This window comes from Caballeronia glathei, from assembly GCF_000698595.1.
Lineage (GTDB): Bacteria > Pseudomonadota > Gammaproteobacteria > Burkholderiales > Burkholderiaceae > Caballeronia > Caballeronia glathei.
On sequence record NZ_JFHC01000035.1, the window covers coordinates 38,453 to 59,403 of the forward strand.

Below are 20,951 nucleotides of genomic sequence, written 5' to 3' on the forward strand. Positions count from 1 at the left end.
CCCGGGATCAGGAACGGGTGGTCCAGAGACCAAGCGATGCGGTTGCGCCCGCCGACGCGCACGCCGTCGCTGCTGTTGCAGCATTAAACGCGGTGGTCGGCGACGAGAGGGTTGTCCCATTTACCGTCACCTGCGTGTAGACAGTCGCGAGCGCCGCCACGCTGAGCGAGCAGATCGTGGCCGTCACCGGGTAGTTGAGGATGATCGAATCGCTCGCCGTGACCAGGGTGCCCACGGTCGTCGTCAGCGTGCCGTTGAACAAGCCCTTCACCGCCGACTTGTCGGTTGCGACGCGCGAGCCCGCCGAATCGAACGCGTGATTCTGTGCGAGTATGGTCAGCGTCTCGGCCGTGAAGTCCGCGTCGTTCTGCGTCGCATTCAGAATCCCCGTATGGAACATCTGCGCTTCGCTCTTGAATTGCGACGAGCGAATTAGGTCGAGCACGTACTTGCCACCCGCGTACACCGCGAGGGCCAGGATTGCTGCACCTGCCATCACAGCGCCCGCCTCGATCATCGACAGCTCACCGGACTGGCGGCGCCGGCGCGCGATCATCAGGATGCGATCGCGGCGGGCTTTGATAACTTCGTTGGTCATTCGAGACTCCATTAGTTAATTGAAACCGCGGGCGTGCCCGAAGTCATACTCACGGCACCGGTCATCACGTACGAACCGATGCCAAGTGTCAGAAAGAGAGAAGCTGCGAAACCGAGCAGGATGAAGTGGGTAATTCGTGCGTTACGCTTGACCGCCTCCACGACACGGTCGAGCGACTCACGACCGAGACTCTTGATCGCGGCCTCGAACTGGTCTCGACCGGCCGCATCCGTGATCGTGTCAACGATGGTCTGAGAGAAGATTCCCGTGTCGAGCGCGCGCATCGGCTCGTCCGAGCGAGCGCTCAACCTGCGATTCATCGTTGTCAAATGCCACCGCAGCCACGGATCGGCGGATTTGCTCAGGCGATCAAGTGCCGCTCGCAGCGTCAGATTGGAGTCGAACAACCCGGCCAACGACACGATAAGCAGAGCGGCACGGAGGTCACGACGGTTTCGCCAGAACAGGGGCAGTCGGTCGAAGCGATCTCGCGACGGCCCGTGCCACCGCTTTAAAGTCGCAAAGTAGACAAACACAATGCCGAGCAGCGTGCTCGCGCTGAGCCACCAGTATTCAAAGCAGAACGTGTCGACGTGATAGAGCCAGCGCCCGGCATCGGGCCACTCCGCCAGTGGGCGCGTATCCAATACCTGCGGAAAGATGACGCCGCCGAACAGCATGCAGAACGCGTACATGTACGTGAGCAGCAACATCGGGTACGCGACCTGCAGAGAAGTAGTCGCGGAAAGGATGCGCTTAGCCCGGGCCGCCATCTCGGCCAGCTCGAAACCACGCACGACCGCGTCTTCATGCGACGACTCATCAGCGATGTCGAGCAACGCGTACTCGTCGCCGGGTATGAACGGCTTGATGGCGATCGAGAAGCTTTCCCCGCGCTGCATCGTTTCCCGGACGCGCGCGAAGATCCGCCATACGATCCGACGACGATCGCGATTGCGTTTCTCATACGTCTGCAGCCGGTCGAACAGCGTTTCGGTATTGCGCAGCCCCTTGGCCGCAATATCGAGGCGGGTTTCGCGATAGAAGTCTTCCCGCACCTTCTGAAAGCGCCAACGAGCGACAGTCATCTGCTGTCGCTCAGAGAGCAATTTGACGAGCGTGTGGAACATGGCTGACCCGGTTAGACCATCAAGCCGTCGACGCCAGGCATCACGCGGTATTGCGCGAAGGACTGCATCGAACGATTGATAAATTGTGGGTCAATCAAACCCTGCGACGCCTTGAAAAGAGTGTGTTCATAGAGGGTCTTTCCAGTCATGTCGGGGTTATCGAACCCGGTACGCCGTTCGCCGCGCCAAATCCGACGTGCGCCCGCCCAATCGCGCACGGCCACGCGGTCCAGAAACTCAGGCGTGGGCCGATAGAGCTCAGCTGCGAGCGAGGGACGCTTCGTGCCGCCCGCCACCTTTCCGAGACGCGTGAACAGGCCGTCGAGACGACAGTGCGGGCACCCTTCCATGTTCCGGCATGCCATGCGCGAGGTGTCCAGGCCGAATTTCGCACGCAGGATCTCGAGATCGGCGCGCGACATGACGTCTTCGGCAGGCAGCTTGCAGTGGTCACACAGTGTCGGAATCAGCTTCTGATTGCCGACCGCATTGATAAAGCCCTCTGCAGCAAGCTCGTCGATCGGCAAGCGGAGCCGGCCGCCTGCCATGCGCATGATTGCCGCGATGATGTCGCCAGCGTGCAGCGAGAAGCGCACTGGGTGACCGGTCAGCGCCAACTCCGCCACCAGACCCATCACGACCTCGTCGCGCACTTCCTGAATCGTCAAATCGTCGGGGTCCTGGCGCATCAAGGTGCGAATGACTTCCGCGTATTTGCGGTTCGCCTCTTCATTCGTTTCGTCAGGTCGGCGGATGATCGAATATTCGGAGAGCCACGGCATCGGATATTCCGAAGGCTCACTGACGGCAAACTGCTTCTTCAATTCGCGATCGGGCAGCATGTACGAGAGCGCACGAAGCGTCGTCGTCTTGCCTGAGCCCGTTTCGCCGGTCAGCGCGGTGATGCCGCCACTGACGTAGTTGAGCGTGTCGATGAGTTCGAGCTGACTCTGCTCGAATCCCATGTCCTTCGGCAGCAACACCCGGTAGTTCTTGAAGTTGCCGTCGAGCAGACGAAGCGCCACGTCGTACCCCCCAACGAGCGGAGATGACTGCCATCGAAGGTTGACGGTGTCGGTCTTGACGACGAGCGGGATCATGGCCGACTGCGGTGCGCTCGGCTGAAAACTGTTCCCCGAGTTCGTATTGCGCTGCACGAGGTCGCTGTAGGCAGCAAAGAGCGCCCGGCGAACGATCGCCTTGGGCATGTGCCGGAACGTATACAGGTCCCCGTTCACTCGAAAGCGCACTTCCACTTCGCTTTGGAATTCACGCGGTTCGAAGTGCACATCGCTCGCCCCATACGCGTGCGCAGCTTCGATGATGTCGCGGAACCTGCCGATCGCGGCCGACGCTTCACGCACTCCAGCGCTGCTCGCGGAAACCGTCTTCCCGGCGTAGATCGCGGCGATGACGGCTTCGGTGGCCACCATCTCCTCGCGCACGTATACGTCGTTGTTGCTCAGGTCCTTGATGAAGGTGGCGTATTGCGCTTTCTCGCAAAAGCGCGAGGTCGCGACTGAGATAGCGATGCCCGGCTGCAGCTCGACGGCGATGAATTCCTTGCGCGCGCTCGCCGGGATGCGCAATGCTGCATCTTCATCGGCCGCAGTCAGGATGCGTTTGAACTCAGGCAGCGACTCCGCCGAAACAAGCTCGGGGCGGCCGGTCGTGGTGCCAACGGCTTGGACTTCGTCGCCGACATCATGATCGTCCTCACTACGACCTGGCGTAGCGCGCTCAACGGACGCGCGGCCCTGCACATTTTTGGCCACTCCTATGGCCCGATCCTGCTCAACTGGCTCAGGTGCGTGCGCCGGCACCGCCGCCGCCGGTACGAGCGTCGCGTCGGTCTGGGGCGACTGCGCCGGAGTTGCAGATGGGCGGTGCTCTATCGGATGCGGCGGTTGACTGATTTCAGCTCCCTCCCTCGCCTTTATGGATGCACTCAAGCTCTCGAACGACGGTCGCTCGAATACTGGCGGCACGAACGGGCGAGCAAGCGAGGCCGGATCAGGATCTGCTGAAGTGCTGCCGGAATCCGAGTGCACTGAAGGCGTCGGCGTGCTCTCACGCGACTCGACGATCTGCGTGCTCTCGACGTCCTCGATATCGTCGCCTGACAAGGCACGCCCGAGAAACGTGACCTGCGGATTGACCGCGCGCCCCGTCGGCTTGAACTTTGGCTCGGCCGCCTGCGTGCTTTCAATGAAGGTTGCGCGGGGCGACCGCAGGCGCTTGAAGAAGCCGCCACGGATTTCAGGCGCTGCCTGATCGTCCTGATTGAACAGTCCCATGATTATTTTCCGAACGGTACGTAAGTAGGAGCGGTCGCGGCAAAGCCTCCGGGCGGAAGCGGTCCGCCCAGATCTGTGATTGCCTGTACGCCGGGGCTATCCGGTGCCGCGAGGGAATCCGCGGTCGCGATCGTCTCAGTCCACTTGCGCTTGCCATCGGAGAGCGCGACGACGAAGCCATTGAAGCCGTTGATCGTCCACCCATTGAGCAGCTTCGACCCTTGCCGCGCCGTGTAGGTCGAGCCCTGATAGTCGTAAAGGACGTAGGAGCCGGAAGCGTCGCTATAGGCGCCGACAAAACTGACCGGCGTGACGCGTTTCGTGGGCGCTGCGGGCTTACGCGCACCTTTTTTCTCGTCGGGCACCGCGGCGGCAGCAACGCTGGGCGGGGCCAGCGGCGCGTTGAGCCCTACCCCACTCGGGGCAGCAGCGCCGTCGGTCCGTCGCATCGAGTCCACGATCTTTTGCCGCGCGAGGCTATCGATGTCGTCGAGCGTCAGATGCTTTTCCTGCGCGTGCACAGCGACGCCCGCGAGCACAAGGGCGCCGAACAGCGCCGACTTAGTTGAGAACATAGTATTTACCTTTCGCCGTGAAGTGCACGCCTGTGCCGTCTTCCCTCAACTCGAGCTCGAGTGATTCGAGCGCCATGTTGTCGGGCAGCCGCGCGAGCAACGCGCTTTGCCATTTGTAGCCATCGATTTGCCACGTTCCGCGCTGGACGAGCGGACCCTGGATCTCTCCCGCTAGGGGTTGCCGACCGAGGATGCGCTCCGGTGGTTTGATGTCCACCACGTAGCCGTGACTGCTCAGGTTCACGGGCGTGGTCGATAGCTTCTGAGGCTCCGTTTGCAGTGCCTTGATGAGTGCCTGCTGCGACGGCCACGCTTTCGCCGAGGCAAGTGCGACGCGCTCAACCGCGACGACGTCCGGCCCGCGCGCCGTGAGATGCCAACCATCAGCGTTGAACACGACGGGACGAATCGATTCCGGCGCACGCGCGTCGAAATCCTTGAACGTGCCGCCCTGCCGCTTATAGGTGACCGTGCATGAACCCGTCGCGCCGCAACTCGCCTTTTCGAATTGCCAACCGGCGAGGTTGCTCTCCTCGCCGCCGAAGCGCGCGAGCAGCTGCGGGGCGAGCGCCGATGCAAGTGGCGCCGGCGCGGCCAACGCACGAATGACGGCGGCCTGATATTCCTGCATGAAGGTCGGGGGCGGCGGTGCCGGCGGCGGCGGTGGGTTCAGGAAATCAATCGCCTGCTTTCCACCGAAGAACACCGCCGCGACAATGACCACCAGCGGCACGGCTATTGGCACCGCAACCGGCATCTTGCTGACGAGACCTGCCTTGCGGGCGACCAGCAGTTCGCGCAGGTCGAATGACTCATCGAGGTCGTGCAGCTGATCGCCGCGCCCGATCGTGGCGAGCTGCAGCCCTGCTTTTGCGCACTGGTCCTCGATGGCCTCGCGCCGGTCGGGCAACGCGTTCAGCGCTACTTCTTCGTCGGCCGACACTGCGCCCCGCAGCACGAGCACGAGATGGACCCGCTGTCCGTTCTGCAACAGGACCAGCACGGCGGGACGGTTGCGCACGCGATCGAGCAGCGCAATGCGCGCCGCGGCTGAGTACAGCGTGCCCTTGCGTTCGCTCGCCTCAGGCGCGCAGAATCCGCCGATCGTCTCGCCTTTTGCCTTGATCTCGACGTAGTGCGTGGCCGCAAATTCCTCGGCGTAGCGACGGCGTTCAGCACGTGCACCCTTGATCGCGTAGGCCCGCCATTCGAGCCCGAAGACGAGCTGCGCGCGCTTCTCTCCCGGTATAGGTTCGAAATGCATGCGCGCGCTCACATCGACGGTACAACGGTGGCCGTGAGCATGATCACCTGAAACGTCCGGCCCTTGTTCCAGGCGCCGGAGAGCCCACCGATGCCGTTATTGCTCGCGCCGTCGTAGTGGTTCGTCACCGCGCCGTAGAGCACGATCGTCTGGCCGTCAGACAGGGCGATCGTCTGATCATCCTTGCTACCGATGATGTCCGGCAGTTGAATCTGTTGAAGCGTGTCGCCGGAACCGGTGCTGATCGTGGTGAACGGACCATTGAGCTTCGAGCTGTCGCTCCAGTACGACAAGATGATCTGGTTGTGATCGTTGACCGACGGCAGGATATTGACGAAGTCACCCACCGTGACGGATCCCGGCTGCAGGCCCGGAACCCCCGCAGTACCACCCCCGGCGGAGCCGAAGCTTGGTGTTGTCGCAGCGAGGTACCCCTTCGTCTCGAAGGAGCCGATCGACACCGGCAAGCCATTGAGCGTGAGCTTCGTCTGGGTGTTGTCCTGAACGGTCTTCCCAAAGGTGTTCAGTCCGCTAATGATCGCGTTGGTGCCCTCAAACGGCGAGTTCGGACGCAGCACGGAGAGGCCGACTGACCCAGCCGAGGTGGCGAGCGACGTCGGTGAGATAAAGCTGATGGAGTACTGCTTCAAGCCATCCGAAATCTTGTTGAAGATCACATCGGCGCTCACACCGGCTTGCGATCCCTTGCTCATGTCGATCTGCAGGGTACGCACGCGCAACGCCACCTGCCGCGTTGAGATCGCGTTTTCCCGCGCGAGCAGCGCGCCCATGCGATCAACCGCTTCCTTGGTGTCGCGTACCATCACCAGACGGCTTTGTGGATTGACCACCACCTCGCCCAATGGCGACTTCAGCTTTTCAAGCTCCGACTGGATGATCGCGATCTGATCGAAGGTGCCATCCCGCCCAGTCGAGGTGATCGCCGAGAACGAGCCCGTGTTGCCCGATGAGCCACCCGTCGGCCCGCTGGATTGATTGCCGGTCGAGGTATCCGTGCCCTTGGACATCGTCGACTTGATCGAGACCTTGCCCGGGATCGCCGCAATGGTGAACGTCTTTGTGACGAAGCGACTGATCGAGATTGTCGAGCCGTCGAAGGTCCAGTCGAGGCCCAGGTTTTCCGTCACGCCGCGCAGGTACTGCCCGACCTTGCAGTTGCACGGCTGTGCATAGATGGGTTCGACATTGGACTTCGCCGCACCGTTGCCGCCGAGCATGCCGGGTTGGGGCTGTTGCGGCTGAGCGTTCCCGTTCCCAGCCGTCTTCGGTATCAGGGCCTCGCGGGGGATGAACACGTCCGGACTCAGATGCACCGGATAGCCGGTCGCGCTCGATACGAGCGTCGCAATCTTCGACAGCGGCAGGTTGCCCGGGAAAACTACGGTCTTGTCACGGAAAATCGCGGGCAAGGTCGCCTCGTAGGCGAGCGGCACGAGTCGATCTCCGAGGAATGCCGTCGGCACCTCCTCAACGAGTGCCATCGACTCCGAGCCGCTACCCATCGCCTTCGTTGCATCGGCGTGCGCCGCGTCGTAGGCTTGATTGATATCCGACTGCGACACGGCACAACCGGCGAGCGACGCGACGACGAGCAGTGCGATTGCAGTGTTCAGTTTGGTTTGGCGCATGGCGATTACTCTTGGCAATTTGCTGCGCGTGCGACGACGCGAATGACGTTGTTGGTGTGCTTGCAGATGCGCGTCGGCGTGCGCATGTGATTGGTCGCCTGCATCACTTGCGTGAGCACCGACTTGAAGTCGCCCGAGAATGAGGCGTTGAATTCGAGTGGCAGATCGTCGTCAATCTTCCACGCCAGTTGCCAGCCTTGCTGTTGCAGCCAGCGATCGAGCGCATTGCGCAGATTGATGTCCTGCGGGGTAATTGAGAGCGTGAGGACGCCGCTCGATACAGCTGCCCCGGCGGAAGGCGCGACAACAGTCGCGACAGCCAGCGACGAAGGTACGGGCGTCGACGAGCCGCGAACGACCGAGGGCGTTGCCGATTCAGCCAAAGGAGTCGGAGCCGCAGTGGGAGCGGATTGTGGTGTGGCCATCGCGAGAGCGACGGATGCAGAACGCGCCACCGGAGCCGAAAGCATTTGCCAGCCATCCCCGGGCGGAGGCACCAGGCGTGACTGATCTGGATCGGCCGCGGCAGACACGAGACTGGACACTGTCGTCAGAGCGATGCAGGCGAACAGCTGCGCGACAAGGCGTGCGGTGCGGTGCGTTTGAACAGAGAAAGTTGACGTCATATGGGTCAGTTCCCGCGCTGGATGCGCCGGTAGATGTTGTTGGCGTAGACGAGCTGCTTGCTCGAGGACACGGCGTTGTAGGCGCCGACGGCCTTCCACGTCGGGCCGAACTGCTTGATGTTCGAGGCAAGAATCCACGTCCCGACATAAGCGTTCACGCACGCGTCGAACAATTCTCGGCGCGTGATGCCGTAACGGGACAGCTTCCGAAGCCAGGACGAGTTGATCTGCATCAGTCCAATATCCTCGCTCCCATCGCGGTTGGTATTGATCGCGTTCGCACGCATGCCCGACTCCTGCTGTGCAATCGCGCGCACCAGCTGAACGCTCACCCGGTGATAGCGGGCAGCGTCGTCGAGGCAGTCCGCGCGGGAAGGAAACGACACGAGGCAAGCGACGATGGCAAGCATCGAGGTGGCGGCTAATTGGCTCACGACGCGGGCCGGTCGAAGAACCGCACGTCGTGCTTGCGAACGACGTTCACTACGTTTCCGTCCGCATTGACGATGAACTGTTCGGCGGTACCGTTGAACTTGTAGTAGCGACCCTTTTGTTCGCCGGTGCCGAGGTGGCCGATATCAGCAACCGTCACATGACCCACCGTGTCGGCGAACTTGAAGAAGGTCGATCCTTCCTTGTCGAACACGCTTTCGAGCGCGGCCTTGTTCGCCTGATCGAACTCGTAGATGGTTCCGGCGACCCGTGCAACGTCAACCTTGTCGGTTCCGTTGGACACGACAAAGCGCTCGGCGCGGTTGATCGTCATCACGTTCGACGAATCGTCCCACCTCGGGCGCAGCGACTTACCAGCCTCATCCACCACCTTGAGTTCGGTCGCGGGCTTCACCGCAAATTTGATCTGGATGTGGCTGTCGTCGCCATCACGGATCGCAACGGCGCCGAGCTTTGAGGCAAGCACCGATTCAGCCGGTGCGGGTGTGGGCGCGTCGGCTTGCGAGCGCTTCGCAATGTCCGCCATCGGATCAGCCGTCGCTTGCGCGGCTGCGGCCGGTGTGGACGTCGCGACGTAATTGACCCCGACCGATTGCGGGGCCGAACGGAGCAGACTCACGTGCCGAGCGTTGAAGTCAACGTCGGCGTAGAGGTCGGAGGCCGCCACCAGCCGATCAAGCGATTGCATCCAGTTCTCGCCATCGCGAGTCGCGAAGCTCGTCGACGTGGTGAGGTCGATGTCTTTCTGTGCCGAGCCGGTCCAGCCTTGCGGAACCAGCGCTTTCACGAGTTGCGAAAGCGGCAGTGTCGCATTCAAGGCCCGCGTGCTCGCGAGACTGCTGCGCGCGCCGATCAACACAAGGCGCCCGGAAAACCCGGCGAACCCGGATGGCGTCTCATCGTTACCGCGTGCCTTGTCGCCGATGAACTTGTTCGATTTCTTCCAGTACGCGGTCGCCGTCGTACCCCCGGTCGAGTATTGAATGACCTCGGGCGTGCCCGGCACGACGACATACGGCCCTTGAGTGTGGCCACCCTCGACGCGCAGGGTCTGTCCGGCCCGCGGCTGAAAGTACGTGTCGCTTCCATCGTTGAACACGAGTGCGGGCCGCTCGAGCACGTTGCCCGCGATCTCGTAGTCGAAATCAAAAGGATCGGTGCCAGCGGCCTCGGCGTTGATCATGGCCGTGGCCAGTGCCAGCGAGATAATCGTGAGCGTGTGCTTCATAGACCGCGATCGAGTTGGGAGAGGTGCTTCACGAATCGTGCGAGATACTCACGGCCCGGGGTCGGATTGGCGCTGTGGTAATAGACAACCGCCTTCACCGCAGAGTGGGTCCTGCGATAGTTCTCGTTGAGGATGTCTTCAGCAACACGGATGTTTGTCGCCGGCGCAAGAGCGTCCCAGGGACTGGCGAATCGCTTGGAGTGGTACCCCCAGTTCACCTGCATCAAGCCAATGTCGAAGTCCGAACGGCCATTGCTGATGAGATGGCGAATGGCGCGGTAAGCGTCCTCACGTGTGCGGAAGAAGAAACCACGACCTGCGACGTTGAGCGTCCAAGGCCATGCGCGGCCCTTATAGGCGGATTCGTTCAGGGCGATGCCCGCTAGAATCTTGGGATCGACCGACGTATGCATCGCTTCGAACGGTGCTTGCGCAGATGCGCATGCCCAGCCGCCGCGCCGCTCTGTCATGCTGGCCTGCGCTTCATCGGTCAACACAGCTGGACGGAGCCACCCTGCGCGCACGAACAGCGTTGCGATGCTGACCGGCGCTCCGTCGATGGAGATAGCGGCAGATCCATCGGCAGCCGACTCTACCGTCTGGCCTTCAAAGCGACTCGCCCACGAGAGGAACGGCTTCAGCCCGCACGCGTACACCGGTTCACCGGTCAATTCCACAATCGCGCGCTTCGCACCGTCATCGATTACAACGCGCGTCGGGCTGATGATCGAATCAATCGTTGCCGCATGAGCGCCGAGCGTGCTCAACGCGAAGCACGCGACGATGAGCGCCTTATTCATGGTACGGCTCCATCACGATGTCCTGCGTGACCTGAACCAGAAACTTCTGGCCGGGATCGACCGTGATGGTCGGCGGAATATTCTGGTTCCGCTGCAGGACCGCTTGCGCCGTTGTCGCCGCAACTTGCCCGGCCGTATCGCCGTAGGTCGTCACACCGTTGGGGGTGGCCGTCGTCGCAGTTTGGGAGCTTCCGTCGAATGCCTTGAGAAGAATGGCGGTGATGAACCCTGCCCCAAAGATCTTGAGGAAGTGACTGTTCACATCGCCAGAGAACCCCGAATAGCCATTCTGGTCGGCGCCCTGCATGCCATTGAGCGGCACGCTCTTTCCGTTGGGCAGCCGCAGGCTGGTCGACGCGACGAGCAACCGCTCCTGCCCAACCTTGATGTCTGCGCTGTACTGCCCGTTGATGAACGCGCCCTTGGGGATCATCAAACATTCGCCGGTCAGGCTGTCGTAGACATCTTCGTCGACCATAAGAGCGACGCGCCCCGGCTTGTCCGAGTTGAGGCCTTCGACGGTCTTCACGTGAATGACGTGCGGTGGCGTCAGCGTGCAACCGCGCGAGCGTCCGTTGAATGTGGTTTGCTCGATACCGCCCTGCCCCGCTGCCTCCTTCAAGAACGCTCGATCGCGATTTTCGGGAGCCTGGCCCTGACGTGCGAGTGCCAGCGCCATCGCATCCGCGCCGTTCGGTGCCGCTGCTGCGCGCGCGGCCCGAAATTCGTCCAACGATGGGATGCCCGGGGGAAGCGCCTGCGCGGCCGGGGCCGCGTTCCGGGAAGCGCCCGCCTGCTTGAACACCGACGAGGTGTAGATGGCGTCTTCCTTCGAGCGGTAAGCGAGGTCCTGACCGTCTGCGCCGCCCTTGCCGAGCTCCTGCTGAAAGTCGGCGCCGGTCAACATTGGCTTCACCGGCGACCGTTGTGCTGCGGCGTCGGATGAGGCTCGCGCAGCGGCGTCCGCGGCTGCGGCATCCCGTTGCTGGCGAATCAACTGGTCAATGTCGTTGTTGTTGGTGGCCGGAGCCTCTGTGCTGCTCTTTAGCGCGGTCGCCTTTTTCAGGCGGGCTTCCTCATCCGCCTTGCTGGTTGCCTGCAGCTCATAGTAGAAGCCCAGGCCGCCAATCACGACAGCGGCGAGAATGCCGATGCTCATGATCGCGTTGCGAGGCGTCTTGCCTTTGACGAGCGCCTCTTGCTCAGCGCTGGGCGGGGCCGATTTAGATTTCTTGGCCACGATCAGAACACTCCGAAGATCCGGCGCCGACCGCGGGCCACGGTGACTTCGTCCTTGCCCGAGCGCAAAACGATCTCATCGGCCAGACGCTGAAGCACGAGGAAGTCACCACGGCGAATGAAGTTGGCGACAACCCGATCGCCATGATCGAGGATAAACGGCACGGGCCATTCTTGCGCTTTGGCCGGCATGCGCATCCACACCGCGTGGCCATCGTCGAACACCGTTTCGGGCGTGAATTCCGCCCTGCCCTCGACGGTGTAGTCCCAGTTCAGCTTGTCCGGGGCAACGCTGATGCTGCCAGAATCGGCACCGCCGCGGCTGCCATTGCCGCTCGCATCGTCCCGAGCGCTGACGCGCGCCATTGGCGCGCGCGGATACTGGAAACGGACCGTCTGATAGAACAGGCCGCCCGCCGGCGACGCGATGAGCGTGAAGTCATATTCGCGCAGGTTCGTCGTCAGATGCAGTGTGTTGACGAGATCCGACTTGTGCGGCTTGATGAACACATGGTTCATCTTGTCGTCATCGATTTCCCACTGCACGCTGTCGCCCATCGCGGGATCGGTGACCAGCTTCTCGCCCTTTTCCAGTTCGATGGTCGTGAGCTTCAACGGAGCGGTGAGCACTCGATAAATCTGGTCGCGGCTATACGGAAAGACGCCAATACGCGCGTCACCCGGCATCGTCATCGGATCCGCACCGCCGTTGAACGGATTGATCGGGCTCATCGGGTCGCCAGCGATCATCGCGGCGTCCACCACGCCCGAAGGGGCTGATGCTTTTTTCGCCTGAGCTACCGGTGCAGCAAAGGCTGCACATACAACGAGGACACACATGCCGATGACCGGCCGCTTGTAGAGTTTGGTTGCGGTCATGCTTATGCGGTCCGCTCGAGGCGGAAGAACGGAATGTAGATGCCGAAGGGGTTCGCCGTCAGCGCCTGATCCGCACTGGGGGCGACGATCTGATAGCGCAGGGTCAGCGCGAACTGCTTGACCTCCGGCTTCCCGACCGATCCAGCTTGTGACGTGGTCGTCGTGAATTCAACGAGGACGGTGGAATCTTCGAGCAGCGCGATGTTGCGCACATCAACTTCGCGAATCAGCTTGGGGTTCGCCGTGATCGCCTGGAACGGCGCGTCGTTCTTCAACCAGTCGCGGAACTGGCCGGTTGCCGCACCAATCATTTGCGCCTTCACCGAATTGATGTTGGCGGTCATGCGCGAGGTTTCGAGGCGGTCGGACAACACGGGTTCGATCGTGAACCAACGCACCGCCATGTCTTTGACGGTCGTACGGATCGCTTGGGAGTCGGGCTTGTAGGCAACAAGCTCAGTCACGATCGGATGGCCGCCGACGTCGGCCGAGACACCAACGACACGAGTGACCGATGGCGGCGGTTGACGCGTCCAAACTGCGCCGGCGGCTATGAACGCGAGGCCAAACGAAATCAGCATCCAGCGGTTCGCTTCGAGCTTGAGTCTCGTGCTCGTCTCGAAGATGACCTTGCTCGGGTCTTCATCGGCGTACATGCCAGGAGCCGGTGACAGCGCGGCGCGACGTTTGTTTTTAAAAAGACGCATGGCAACCCTTGTTGAATGGCTACCATTGAAACAGCGCGAACGTCCTTTTTTCCTTCGAAAGACGATGAGTTTTGTGCGCCTTTGCGCCGAACCTCCTCGTGGCTCGCGATGCATGCTTCCGGAGCGCTATCCAGATAGCGTTGCCGGAGCGAAATGACGCCCCTTTTTCGTCGCCTTTCTACCCTCACACTGCGGCAGATCCGTGGTTGTGTCGGCCACGAATAGCACTCGTATCGACGACATGTGTACCGATTAAAGGGGGGGTCCGTATTCGGTACAAACTGAGAAAACTTATTTTTCCTTTTTCGTCAGTGGGTTACACGATGCGGGAAAAAACGCTGTCTGCTATCTGGATAGCGCTCGTTTTTTGAACGGCTTTGCAATAACGTGATCTGATCGATGGCGAAGAGAATTGCCTGCAAGCTGCAAAACCGTTCGGTAAGCGCACGTGGCTTCTCAGTGAACAAACGGGCGTGGGCGGGAGACTTGTCAGCTGTGCCTTACGCTAAGAGCGCTCAAAAGACTACGTTGGTCAGGGCCCTACCTTCTGGCGACGGCTCATGGGAAGAGAAGACTTGTTTCATCTAGAGGCTGTCACTGCTGTTTCACCGCGCGCGCAACAACGAAGCGGGCGTTCCCCTAAAAGCCTCACCTAACCCCGCAGAAAGGATTGAATTGTTACTCCGGAGTAGCGTTTCGACGCGTCAGGGGTGGGTCAGTTTTAGGTGAAAACATGGGATGAACCCCTGCGGCTGATCGAGAATTGGAACGCAGATGCTGGCTTAATTTCTCGTTTTAAATCGATCGATTAGGTATTTCGAAGCGCGGCTGCTCTCGTCGTAACGACGTGACATCGACTTCGGATTTCCGATGCGCGCGACTTGACGTCCCAGCCTGATGATTGTCGCCCAGAGGGGATTTCAACGGCGCTCACCCACATGCAGCCGGGTCGCTTCGGAGGCATCCTGCTTGAGCCTGTTCACAAAAAATCGGACGAACTGAGAGAGGGAGAGAGGGAGATACGCTCACGATTATTCAACGAAGTACTTAGCCGCGCGCGTCCAGCGGACGCATGCCGGTTATCGGCGTCGGATAGCTTTCCTGAGTTCGCCGGCGACAAACGGGATGAACGTGTTGGCAACATCGGGGAAGCTCAAAATGTTGGCCTCGGTGACCTGAGCGGGCTTGAGATTTTGACGTTCAATCGCACGAATGCCCATAGTGCTTGACGCGACAAACTTGCGCACCAGTTCTTCGCGTCGATTCATATCCGCTTCGTCAAAGGATTTCCGCGCCAAGCGAAGCTCTTCTTGCCGACGGTGCTCATGCGCGGCGGTTGCGGCCGCAACACTGGCTTCGACAGCCTTTTGCCTTTCAGACTTGGCTTCCTGTTGAATTGTCGCCGCTCCGACCAACTGTGCCTGAATCAACTCAATTTGTTTATCGGCTTCTGAGACGCGGTAATTGTCTGAAAGGGCCTTCATCATGTATCCCGCAGCCGTTTTGATCTTCTCTCCCTGCCGTATTTTCCACCGTGTGTATTCGATGGCTTGCTGAATGCGCTCATCAGTCCACACAGCGCGGTTCTGGGCGATTCGCTCAAACTGGCTGTCGGATAGTGCGAATTCTTTTTGGAGCGTCATAAAGAGCGCTACCGAGTTGAGCATGTCCGCTTTGGTCGCTACAGCGGCTTCTTTGCGCTTCAACCTGAAGCGAATCTGATCTTTCTTTCGGGAACCGGGTGTGCCGGCTCGCGTCTCGTACGAGAGCTCAATGTCGGACAGTTCGTTGATCTGGCTGACCGCTGGCTCGAGGTAGTCGCGCTTGAAGTACTTGAATTCGGCGTTGTTCGCCCACGACTTCCCCGGCAGATTTCGAACCAGGTCCAGGGACAACCAGTCCGTAACCCCATTAGGCACGGACGGTAAGACATGGTCGTAAATGCCTCGGGCATAGATGAGCGTAAATCTCGAGGTTACCAGCAGGCTGGTCCAGTAGGAGTTCTCTGGGTCCTTGATGAGCCGCTGTAGCTCGACTGGTACTCGAAACCGAATGCGGCCGTTCCTCACGCTGACTCGGCCTATCAACTCCAGCCAATCCCCTTCTTCGTCAACAACCGTCACGTTCAGGTCATCACGCGCAGCACTGAGCTTTTCTTCGCCGGGCTCCGACGGCTCCGCTAGCATCCGGCCTGCTGAGTCAACCGCCACGACTGGTGCGCTCATCACTTCAAGCATGGACGATTTAACGCTGCGAATGACACTGGAGAAATGTTTCTTATTCCTGCTGTCATAGCGCATCAGCCATTTGAAGAAGCTGAGCGTCACGTCATAGTGATCCTGGATTTCAGGGTCCTGCGCCACGATGAAGTACGCGGCATCAACAAAGCGTCTAGCGGAAAGACCTAAACCGACAATGCGGGCAAAAACGCGGTTTTTTTGGTAGCCAATATCTTTATCAGGGGCAGCTTCGTCGATAGACCTTTGTGCCGGCGCCATCTCGACGAAGAGGTCGAGCGCGAATTGAAGGGGCGTCACTCGCCGGTCTACACTGCTGGACATACCTGGTTCCCTGATGATTTCAGCAGACTGTAGGCGCACAAAGGTGAGATGTCAACACCGAACTCTCACCTTCGAGATCTCGGCGGTCAGGGCGCACACCATCTCTCACTCCTGGCACATCAGTTCTCACCTTTCGCACCAAACGTTGCGGTCTAATCTCTTGTATTAAAAAGAAAAATCGCTCGTTGTCCACAGGCCAAAGCGATCAACTCTCACTTCTCAGAAACAATCGAATGAGATCTCACTTTTGCGCCCCGAATATCTCCCACTGCTTACGCTAATTTCTCACCGGTGTCGCACAATTTCTCTCACCTTTGACACATTATTCCTCACCTTTAAAGCGTTAAGTTATTGATTCAAAACAATTCATGCGGAGCCTGTTAGTTTGTTAGTCGGTTTCTCTTTATAAAACAACGTACACACAGGCCCTTCCAGCGATCGCGAGGTGTAGCCCTTCCGACGGCCAGCTGCGACTCAGATGCTTGGGAGGCACTGAAGGCGCATCGATGGACGCGTTCATCGCATTCCCAAATTCGTTCACCTTGTGCGCGAAGCTTCGACCAGCACATCGTGCTTCAAACAGTGCCCATCGATCTTGCGCTGATCAATGGGTCATGACTTGTGCTGTTTCCTGTGGCAAGTGACCGACCGCTGCTGTCGACAGAGGTGAGAGATTGTGTGCACGACGTTGCTAGCGTCATCGCTGACGTCATCGGGTTGCACATAATCTCTCACCTTTGGCGGCGTCGGACGGGGTTCGGTGGCAAGTCTGGCGCTGGGCTCGTCTTCAGAGCAATTGGCGAGAGCGTCCGGCGCAGTTAATCCCCGACTGCGGAGAGAAAAACGCTCCGATCATTGGGCATCGAAGCTCGTAGGGAACGAGAGCGTCAAGTTAGCGCTGCATGTGCGGCAATTCTGGAGGGTTCGCGTCGCACTCCCTATTTGAAGCCGAGTTTCAGGTGCACATAATCTCTCACCATTCGGCCGAGGGCGCGTCCGCGTACACCCCTTCGTTCACCTTGGGCACTCGAAAGGTGAGAGATTTTGTGAGCCTTTCGTCGGACCTAGACAAGCCCTCCACGGACGAATTCGAGTGAAAACAAAGAGTTACGTACACCTGTTAAGAAATAGGTATCAACGAAAGCCCGATTCTGCGTTTTTCATGTATTCTCCGTTTAGCGCATTTTTCTAGGAAAAACTCAGAAATGGCAAATGTTAGTCAACCGATGCCCATAAAGCGAACCGTGACGCTCGAGGAAATATCAGATTTCGCGGATGTGGTCACGGACTATGCGACTGAACTGCGTGACCAAATCTTGGCACCTCGTCCCCGCAAGGCGGCGCCAGTGTTTACGACTGGAGAAATCGCTGAACTGTGCGGACTCACGCGGCAACAGGTGCAATATTTAGCGACAAAAGGCGATGGTGTTCTCCCCGAAGGGCAATCTACCGGCACCGGTCGCAGCCGTAGTCGTCTCTTCACATTGCCGGAGGCCCGTTACTGGGTACAACAGGTTTCGGATGTCTATCAAACGCCGCTAGTCGCAGGGCCGAGTGACTTCGAAGGCAAGGTGCTCGTCACATCTCAACTGAAAGGTGGGTCTGCAAAAACGACGACGACCATGTGCTTGGCTCAAGGGCTGAGCCTCCGCGGACGGAAAGTACTCGTGATTGACCTCGATCCTCAGGCTTCACTATCAGAGCTATGTGGATTGTATGCCGAGAAGGAAGTATTTCCCGATGATACGGTGCTCCCTTATATCTATGACCAGAAGGTCGAAGGTGGCCTGCTGTCCAAAGTGCAGAAAACCTATTGGGACGGCTTGGACGTCATCCCCGCACATACAGAACTTGTCGGCGCTGAGTATCATCTTCCGGCAATGCAGATGAAAGTGGCGGGCTTCAAATTTTGGCAGGTGCTCCGCGATGGCCTCGCGCCGTTGCGCAAGCACTATGACTACATCCTCTTGGACACGTCGCCCTCGCTCTCGTATTTGAATCTGAATGCGCTCTTGGCAGCGGACGCTATGGTTATGCCAATGGTCCCGGAGAATCTCGACTTTTTCAGCTCACTCTCGTTCTGGCGGCTTTTCTCCGACGTCGCCAAATCCTTTATTAAGTACGAAACCGACAAACAGTACGATTTCGTGTCCGTCTTATTAACGCGAGTGAACTACACCAATACTTCTGCCGCCCCCGTCGTCCGCACCTGGGCGCAGGGCGCTTATCGAAGCTGGCTAGCCCAGTTCGAAGTTCCTGCTAGTTCTGTGATGAGCTCGGGAGCGCTAGCATTCACGACCGCTTTCGATATCAGCAGCTCACACAGCCAGGCCAAGTCCTTGGCCCGCGTGAAACAGCCGCTGGTGGACTACTGCCGGTGGATTGACGACCAATTCGTTGAACAATGGAGGCCAACAAAATGAGCAACATTCGTGATCAGATGCTAGCGAAGACCGCAGGCCTTCGATCCACGGAGGAAAGAACGCCGAGCGCCAGCCGCCGGGCTAACCGGACGGAGACCGCACCGGGCATGGCCGGTGCATTGGCCGCCGCCCAGTTGCGTGTACAAGAGCTGGAATCGACGGGAACGACGTCGCAGCTCTTGGTGACAGAGCTTGTGCCGAATCCTTGGCAACCGAGACGTGTATTTAACGAAGCTAAGTTGGCGGAGCTTGCAGAGTCGATTCGTGAGGTCGGGCTGATGCAACCCGTCGTTGTCCGTCGCGTCGAATCTGGATACCAGATCGTTGCAGGCGAACGGCGCTGGCGGGCGCATAAATTGTTGGGTCAGGAAAGTGTCAAGGCCGTCGTCATCGACTGCACCGACCAGGACATGGCCGTGCTAGCGCTCGTGGAAAATATTAGCCGGGATGATCTCGTTGACTACGAAGTCTCGATGTCGATACGTCGGACCGAAAAAGAGTTCCCTAGTCGAAAGCGTATGGCGGAAGCCCTAGGGATGTCGCGGTCGGGACTCTACCGGTACTTCTCCTTCGATAATCTCCCGGACTTCATCAAGAAGGACCTCGACTTGCAGCCGGCGATGCTCGGCGCAACCGCAGCGGATGAAATTGTAACGACACTTAAAAAGCATGGCGACGCTGGTCTCCGGGCCGCGGAAGAGCTTTGGCCTCAGATCTTGAAAGGTGATCTGCACCAGAGCAAGTACGCCGCAGCCATTTCGTCGCATGCTACTAAGTCGAGAAACGGGACGGAAGCCGCCAGCCGCAGCATCGACAAATTCTTCTCGGGTAAGGCTCAAGCCGGCAATATCACCAAGGATGAAAGTAATTTCACCGTACGGATCAAGACTGGCATGCTCAGCGAGGAGCAAGAACGGGATATCCGCGAGGTCATCGGGCGTTTATTTTCAACCCAACCTCGCACGTGATTAGTCTAGATCACCTACGTCGCGGCCCGCTTTTTGTGCGGGCTTTTTTGTAACCCGCGACACCCCTTAGGGCTAATAGGCTGAAGAGTGTCCCGAGTCGGGACACTCTGTCAAACCGAAGACTGCGCCCGATAAGCGACCCGGAGGTTTTAAAAAGTGTCCCGAGTCGGGACACGCAGATCTATCACCGAATGATTACGGTAGGTCCCGGTATATGCTTAAAAGCAGCCTCACGTTATCACGCAAATTGCGCGAGGGTTCCGCTGAAGCTGACGTTTTTCGGCGTCTTTGCAAAAACACATGGATCGCAATCGGCTACAAGACACAATCTTCCCCTTGATCCCCATAAACGTCTTGGTGCGCTCTTGAGCGGCCAACGACCTCTCGCGATTAAGAGTTCGAACAGTACTGGATTGACGGCGTGGACCGCCAGGGGCTGGTCAAACCACCGATCGAGCAAGGGCTCGTCTAGGGCATCCCGGTCTGCTCCAGAATGCCTACAGATGCCTCACGGTTGCCATGTCCTTGTGCCTTTCCTTTGATGCTAGGTCATAGCGGTAATCTGTAACGGCCCAGGCGGGGAGACGACACATATATTGATCGTGCAGAAAGGTTGGCCTTGTCAGAGATCAAATTCGAACTGGCTTCAACTTGCGAACACTCGCAAAGTCGCGTCGCGCCGTTGGCGCATTCCGGCTGGTCTTCCGCCGGGCTGAAATCGCCACCTTCAGTGACAGACCTTTCTGGCGCCGCTCCACCGTGCCAAGAACCATGGGGCTCGGCCGCGCCGCAACCAGCTCGCGATGAGCCGCAAGACCAAGTTCAGCAGCAACTGGAAGAGGCGAACGCCCCCGTCCAGCGCATTCACACGCGCATTGGCAATGTCCGCCGCGACTACCTGCACAAGGCCACAACCACGATCAGCCAAAACCACACGATGGTGTGTATCGAGGACCTGCAGGTGAGGAACATGTCCCGGTCGGCCGCGGGCAGTACCAAAGCACCAGGCAAGAACGTTCGGTCCAACCCTGGCCTGAATAAGTTCATCCTTGACCAAGGTTGGTCCAACTTCCGGCGCCAGTTGGACTACAAGCCGGCGTGGAACGGTGGATGGCTGATCGCCGTGCAACGGCAGAACACGAGCCGGACGTGTCCGTGTTGCGACCATATCTCAGCCGAGAATCGCAGCAAGCGCGATTTGCCTGCGTGCGCTGCGGCTTCGAGGCTAACGCCGAACACGTTGGCGCAATAAACATTCTCTCTCGCGCGATGCGAGACGAAGGGCAGGACACGGGCGACGCTTCGCATGGGTGCGCAAGCACATCCCGGATAACCTGTGGAGAGCCGGCGCAGTCGGGTCGCGCAGCGAAGCAGGAACCCGCCGAAGCGACTCCGCAGATCAACGCATAGAGCCGTAGGAATCCCCTCCCTTTCCGCCGAACGGCGGCGGCCGCAGGCCGAGGGCGGGGCGGATGGCAAGTCGACGGTTCGCGGGGGCTCTTGCGCGTATCGCACCCCGACAGTGGACGCGAGGGCGGTTTTCGCCTCCGGATG

17 protein-coding genes are annotated in these 20,951 nt (G+C 59.5%); 3 read left to right on the plus strand and 14 right to left on the minus strand.

Translation table 11 applies throughout. The annotated features are described in order from the left end of the window. Positions 1–7 precede the first annotated feature (7 nt). From BG61_RS21430 to BG61_RS21495, 14 genes are all read right to left on the minus strand, one after another. The gene (locus BG61_RS21430) at positions 8–598 is read right to left on the minus strand and encodes a hypothetical protein (protein ID WP_035941881.1); all 591 of its coding nucleotides are present in this window, start codon (positions 596–598) and stop codon (positions 8–10) included. An 11-nt stretch (positions 599–609) separates the two neighbouring features. Further along, on the minus strand, positions 610–1,728 hold the full coding sequence (locus BG61_RS21435) for a type II secretion system F family protein (protein ID WP_035941883.1): 1,119 nt from the start codon (positions 1,726–1,728) through the stop codon (positions 610–612). A gap of 11 nt (positions 1,729–1,739) precedes the next feature. Further along, positions 1,740–4,025 (minus strand): ATPase, T2SS/T4P/T4SS family, encoded by a 2,286-nt coding sequence (locus BG61_RS21440; RefSeq protein ID WP_035941884.1) that lies wholly within the window; start codon positions 4,023–4,025, stop codon positions 1,740–1,742. 2 nt (positions 4,026–4,027) lie between these two features. Further along, positions 4,028–4,600 (minus strand): hypothetical protein, encoded by a 573-nt coding sequence (locus BG61_RS21445; protein WP_051672696.1) that lies wholly within the window; start codon positions 4,598–4,600, stop codon positions 4,028–4,030. Then, positions 4,587–5,864 carry a type IV pilus inner membrane component PilO gene (locus BG61_RS21450; protein ID WP_035941930.1) on the minus strand — a complete coding sequence of 426 codons (1,278 nt, stop codon included), beginning with the start codon at positions 5,862–5,864 and terminating at the stop codon, positions 4,587–4,589. Before BG61_RS21450 ends, BG61_RS21445 begins: the two co-directional genes overlap by 14 nt. Positions 5,865–5,872: 8 nt before the next feature. Continuing rightward, positions 5,873–7,513 carry a type II secretory pathway protein gene (locus tag BG61_RS21455; RefSeq protein WP_035941886.1) on the minus strand — a complete coding sequence of 547 codons (1,641 nt, stop codon included), beginning with the start codon at positions 7,511–7,513 and terminating at the stop codon, positions 5,873–5,875. Between the two features lie 5 nt (positions 7,514–7,518). Beyond that, positions 7,519–8,139, minus strand: coding sequence for a toxin co-regulated pilus biosynthesis Q family protein (locus BG61_RS21460; protein WP_035941889.1), 621 nt, complete (start codon positions 8,137–8,139; stop codon positions 7,519–7,521). A 5-nt stretch (positions 8,140–8,144) separates the two neighbouring features. Further along, positions 8,145–8,549, minus strand: coding sequence for a lytic transglycosylase domain-containing protein (locus tag BG61_RS21465; protein ID WP_035941890.1), 405 nt, complete (start codon positions 8,547–8,549; stop codon positions 8,145–8,147). A 20-nt stretch (positions 8,550–8,569) separates the two neighbouring features. Next, positions 8,570–9,820 carry a TrbG/VirB9 family P-type conjugative transfer protein gene (locus BG61_RS21470; RefSeq protein WP_035941891.1) on the minus strand — a complete coding sequence of 417 codons (1,251 nt, stop codon included), beginning with the start codon at positions 9,818–9,820 and terminating at the stop codon, positions 8,570–8,572. Next, positions 9,817–10,620 (minus strand): transglycosylase SLT domain-containing protein, encoded by an 804-nt coding sequence (locus tag BG61_RS21475; RefSeq protein ID WP_035941892.1) that lies wholly within the window; start codon positions 10,618–10,620, stop codon positions 9,817–9,819. The genes BG61_RS21470 and BG61_RS21475 overlap by 4 nt, the downstream gene beginning before the upstream one ends. Then, positions 10,613–11,860, minus strand: coding sequence for a TraB/TrbI/VirB10 family type IV secretion system protein (locus BG61_RS21480; protein WP_035941893.1), 1,248 nt, complete (start codon positions 11,858–11,860; stop codon positions 10,613–10,615). Before BG61_RS21480 ends, BG61_RS21475 begins: the two co-directional genes overlap by 8 nt. Positions 11,861–11,862: 2 nt before the next feature. Continuing rightward, the gene (locus tag BG61_RS21485; protein WP_035941894.1) at positions 11,863–12,738 is read right to left on the minus strand and encodes a TrbG/VirB9 family P-type conjugative transfer protein; all 876 of its coding nucleotides are present in this window, start codon (positions 12,736–12,738) and stop codon (positions 11,863–11,865) included. 2 nt (positions 12,739–12,740) lie between these two features. Next, on the minus strand, positions 12,741–13,445 hold the full coding sequence (locus BG61_RS21490) for a VirB8 family type IV secretion system protein (RefSeq protein WP_035941896.1): 705 nt from the start codon (positions 13,443–13,445) through the stop codon (positions 12,741–12,743). Positions 13,446–14,524: 1,079 nt separating this feature from the next. Then, positions 14,525–15,982 carry a replication initiation protein gene (locus BG61_RS21495; RefSeq protein ID WP_241486492.1) on the minus strand — a complete coding sequence of 486 codons (1,458 nt, stop codon included), beginning with the start codon at positions 15,980–15,982 and terminating at the stop codon, positions 14,525–14,527. Between the two features lie 1,229 nt (positions 15,983–17,211). On the opposite strand from BG61_RS21495, the gene BG61_RS21505 reads away from it, so the two are divergent. The 3 genes from BG61_RS21505 (at position 17,212) to BG61_RS40200 (ending at position 20,649) form a co-directional block, all read left to right on the plus strand. Continuing rightward, the gene (locus tag BG61_RS21505; protein ID WP_035941900.1) at positions 17,212–18,429 is read left to right on the plus strand and encodes a ParA family protein; all 1,218 of its coding nucleotides are present in this window, start codon (positions 17,212–17,214) and stop codon (positions 18,427–18,429) included. Next, positions 18,426–19,397 (plus strand): ParB/RepB/Spo0J family partition protein, encoded by a 972-nt coding sequence (locus tag BG61_RS21510; protein ID WP_035941901.1) that lies wholly within the window; start codon positions 18,426–18,428, stop codon positions 19,395–19,397. The genes BG61_RS21505 and BG61_RS21510 overlap by 4 nt, the downstream gene beginning before the upstream one ends. Positions 19,398–20,016: 619 nt before the next feature. Then, entirely contained in the window at positions 20,017–20,649 is a 633-nt protein-coding gene (locus BG61_RS40200; RefSeq protein WP_420912391.1) for an RNA-guided endonuclease InsQ/TnpB family protein, read from the plus strand. The last annotated feature ends 302 nt before the right edge of the window (positions 20,650–20,951 follow it).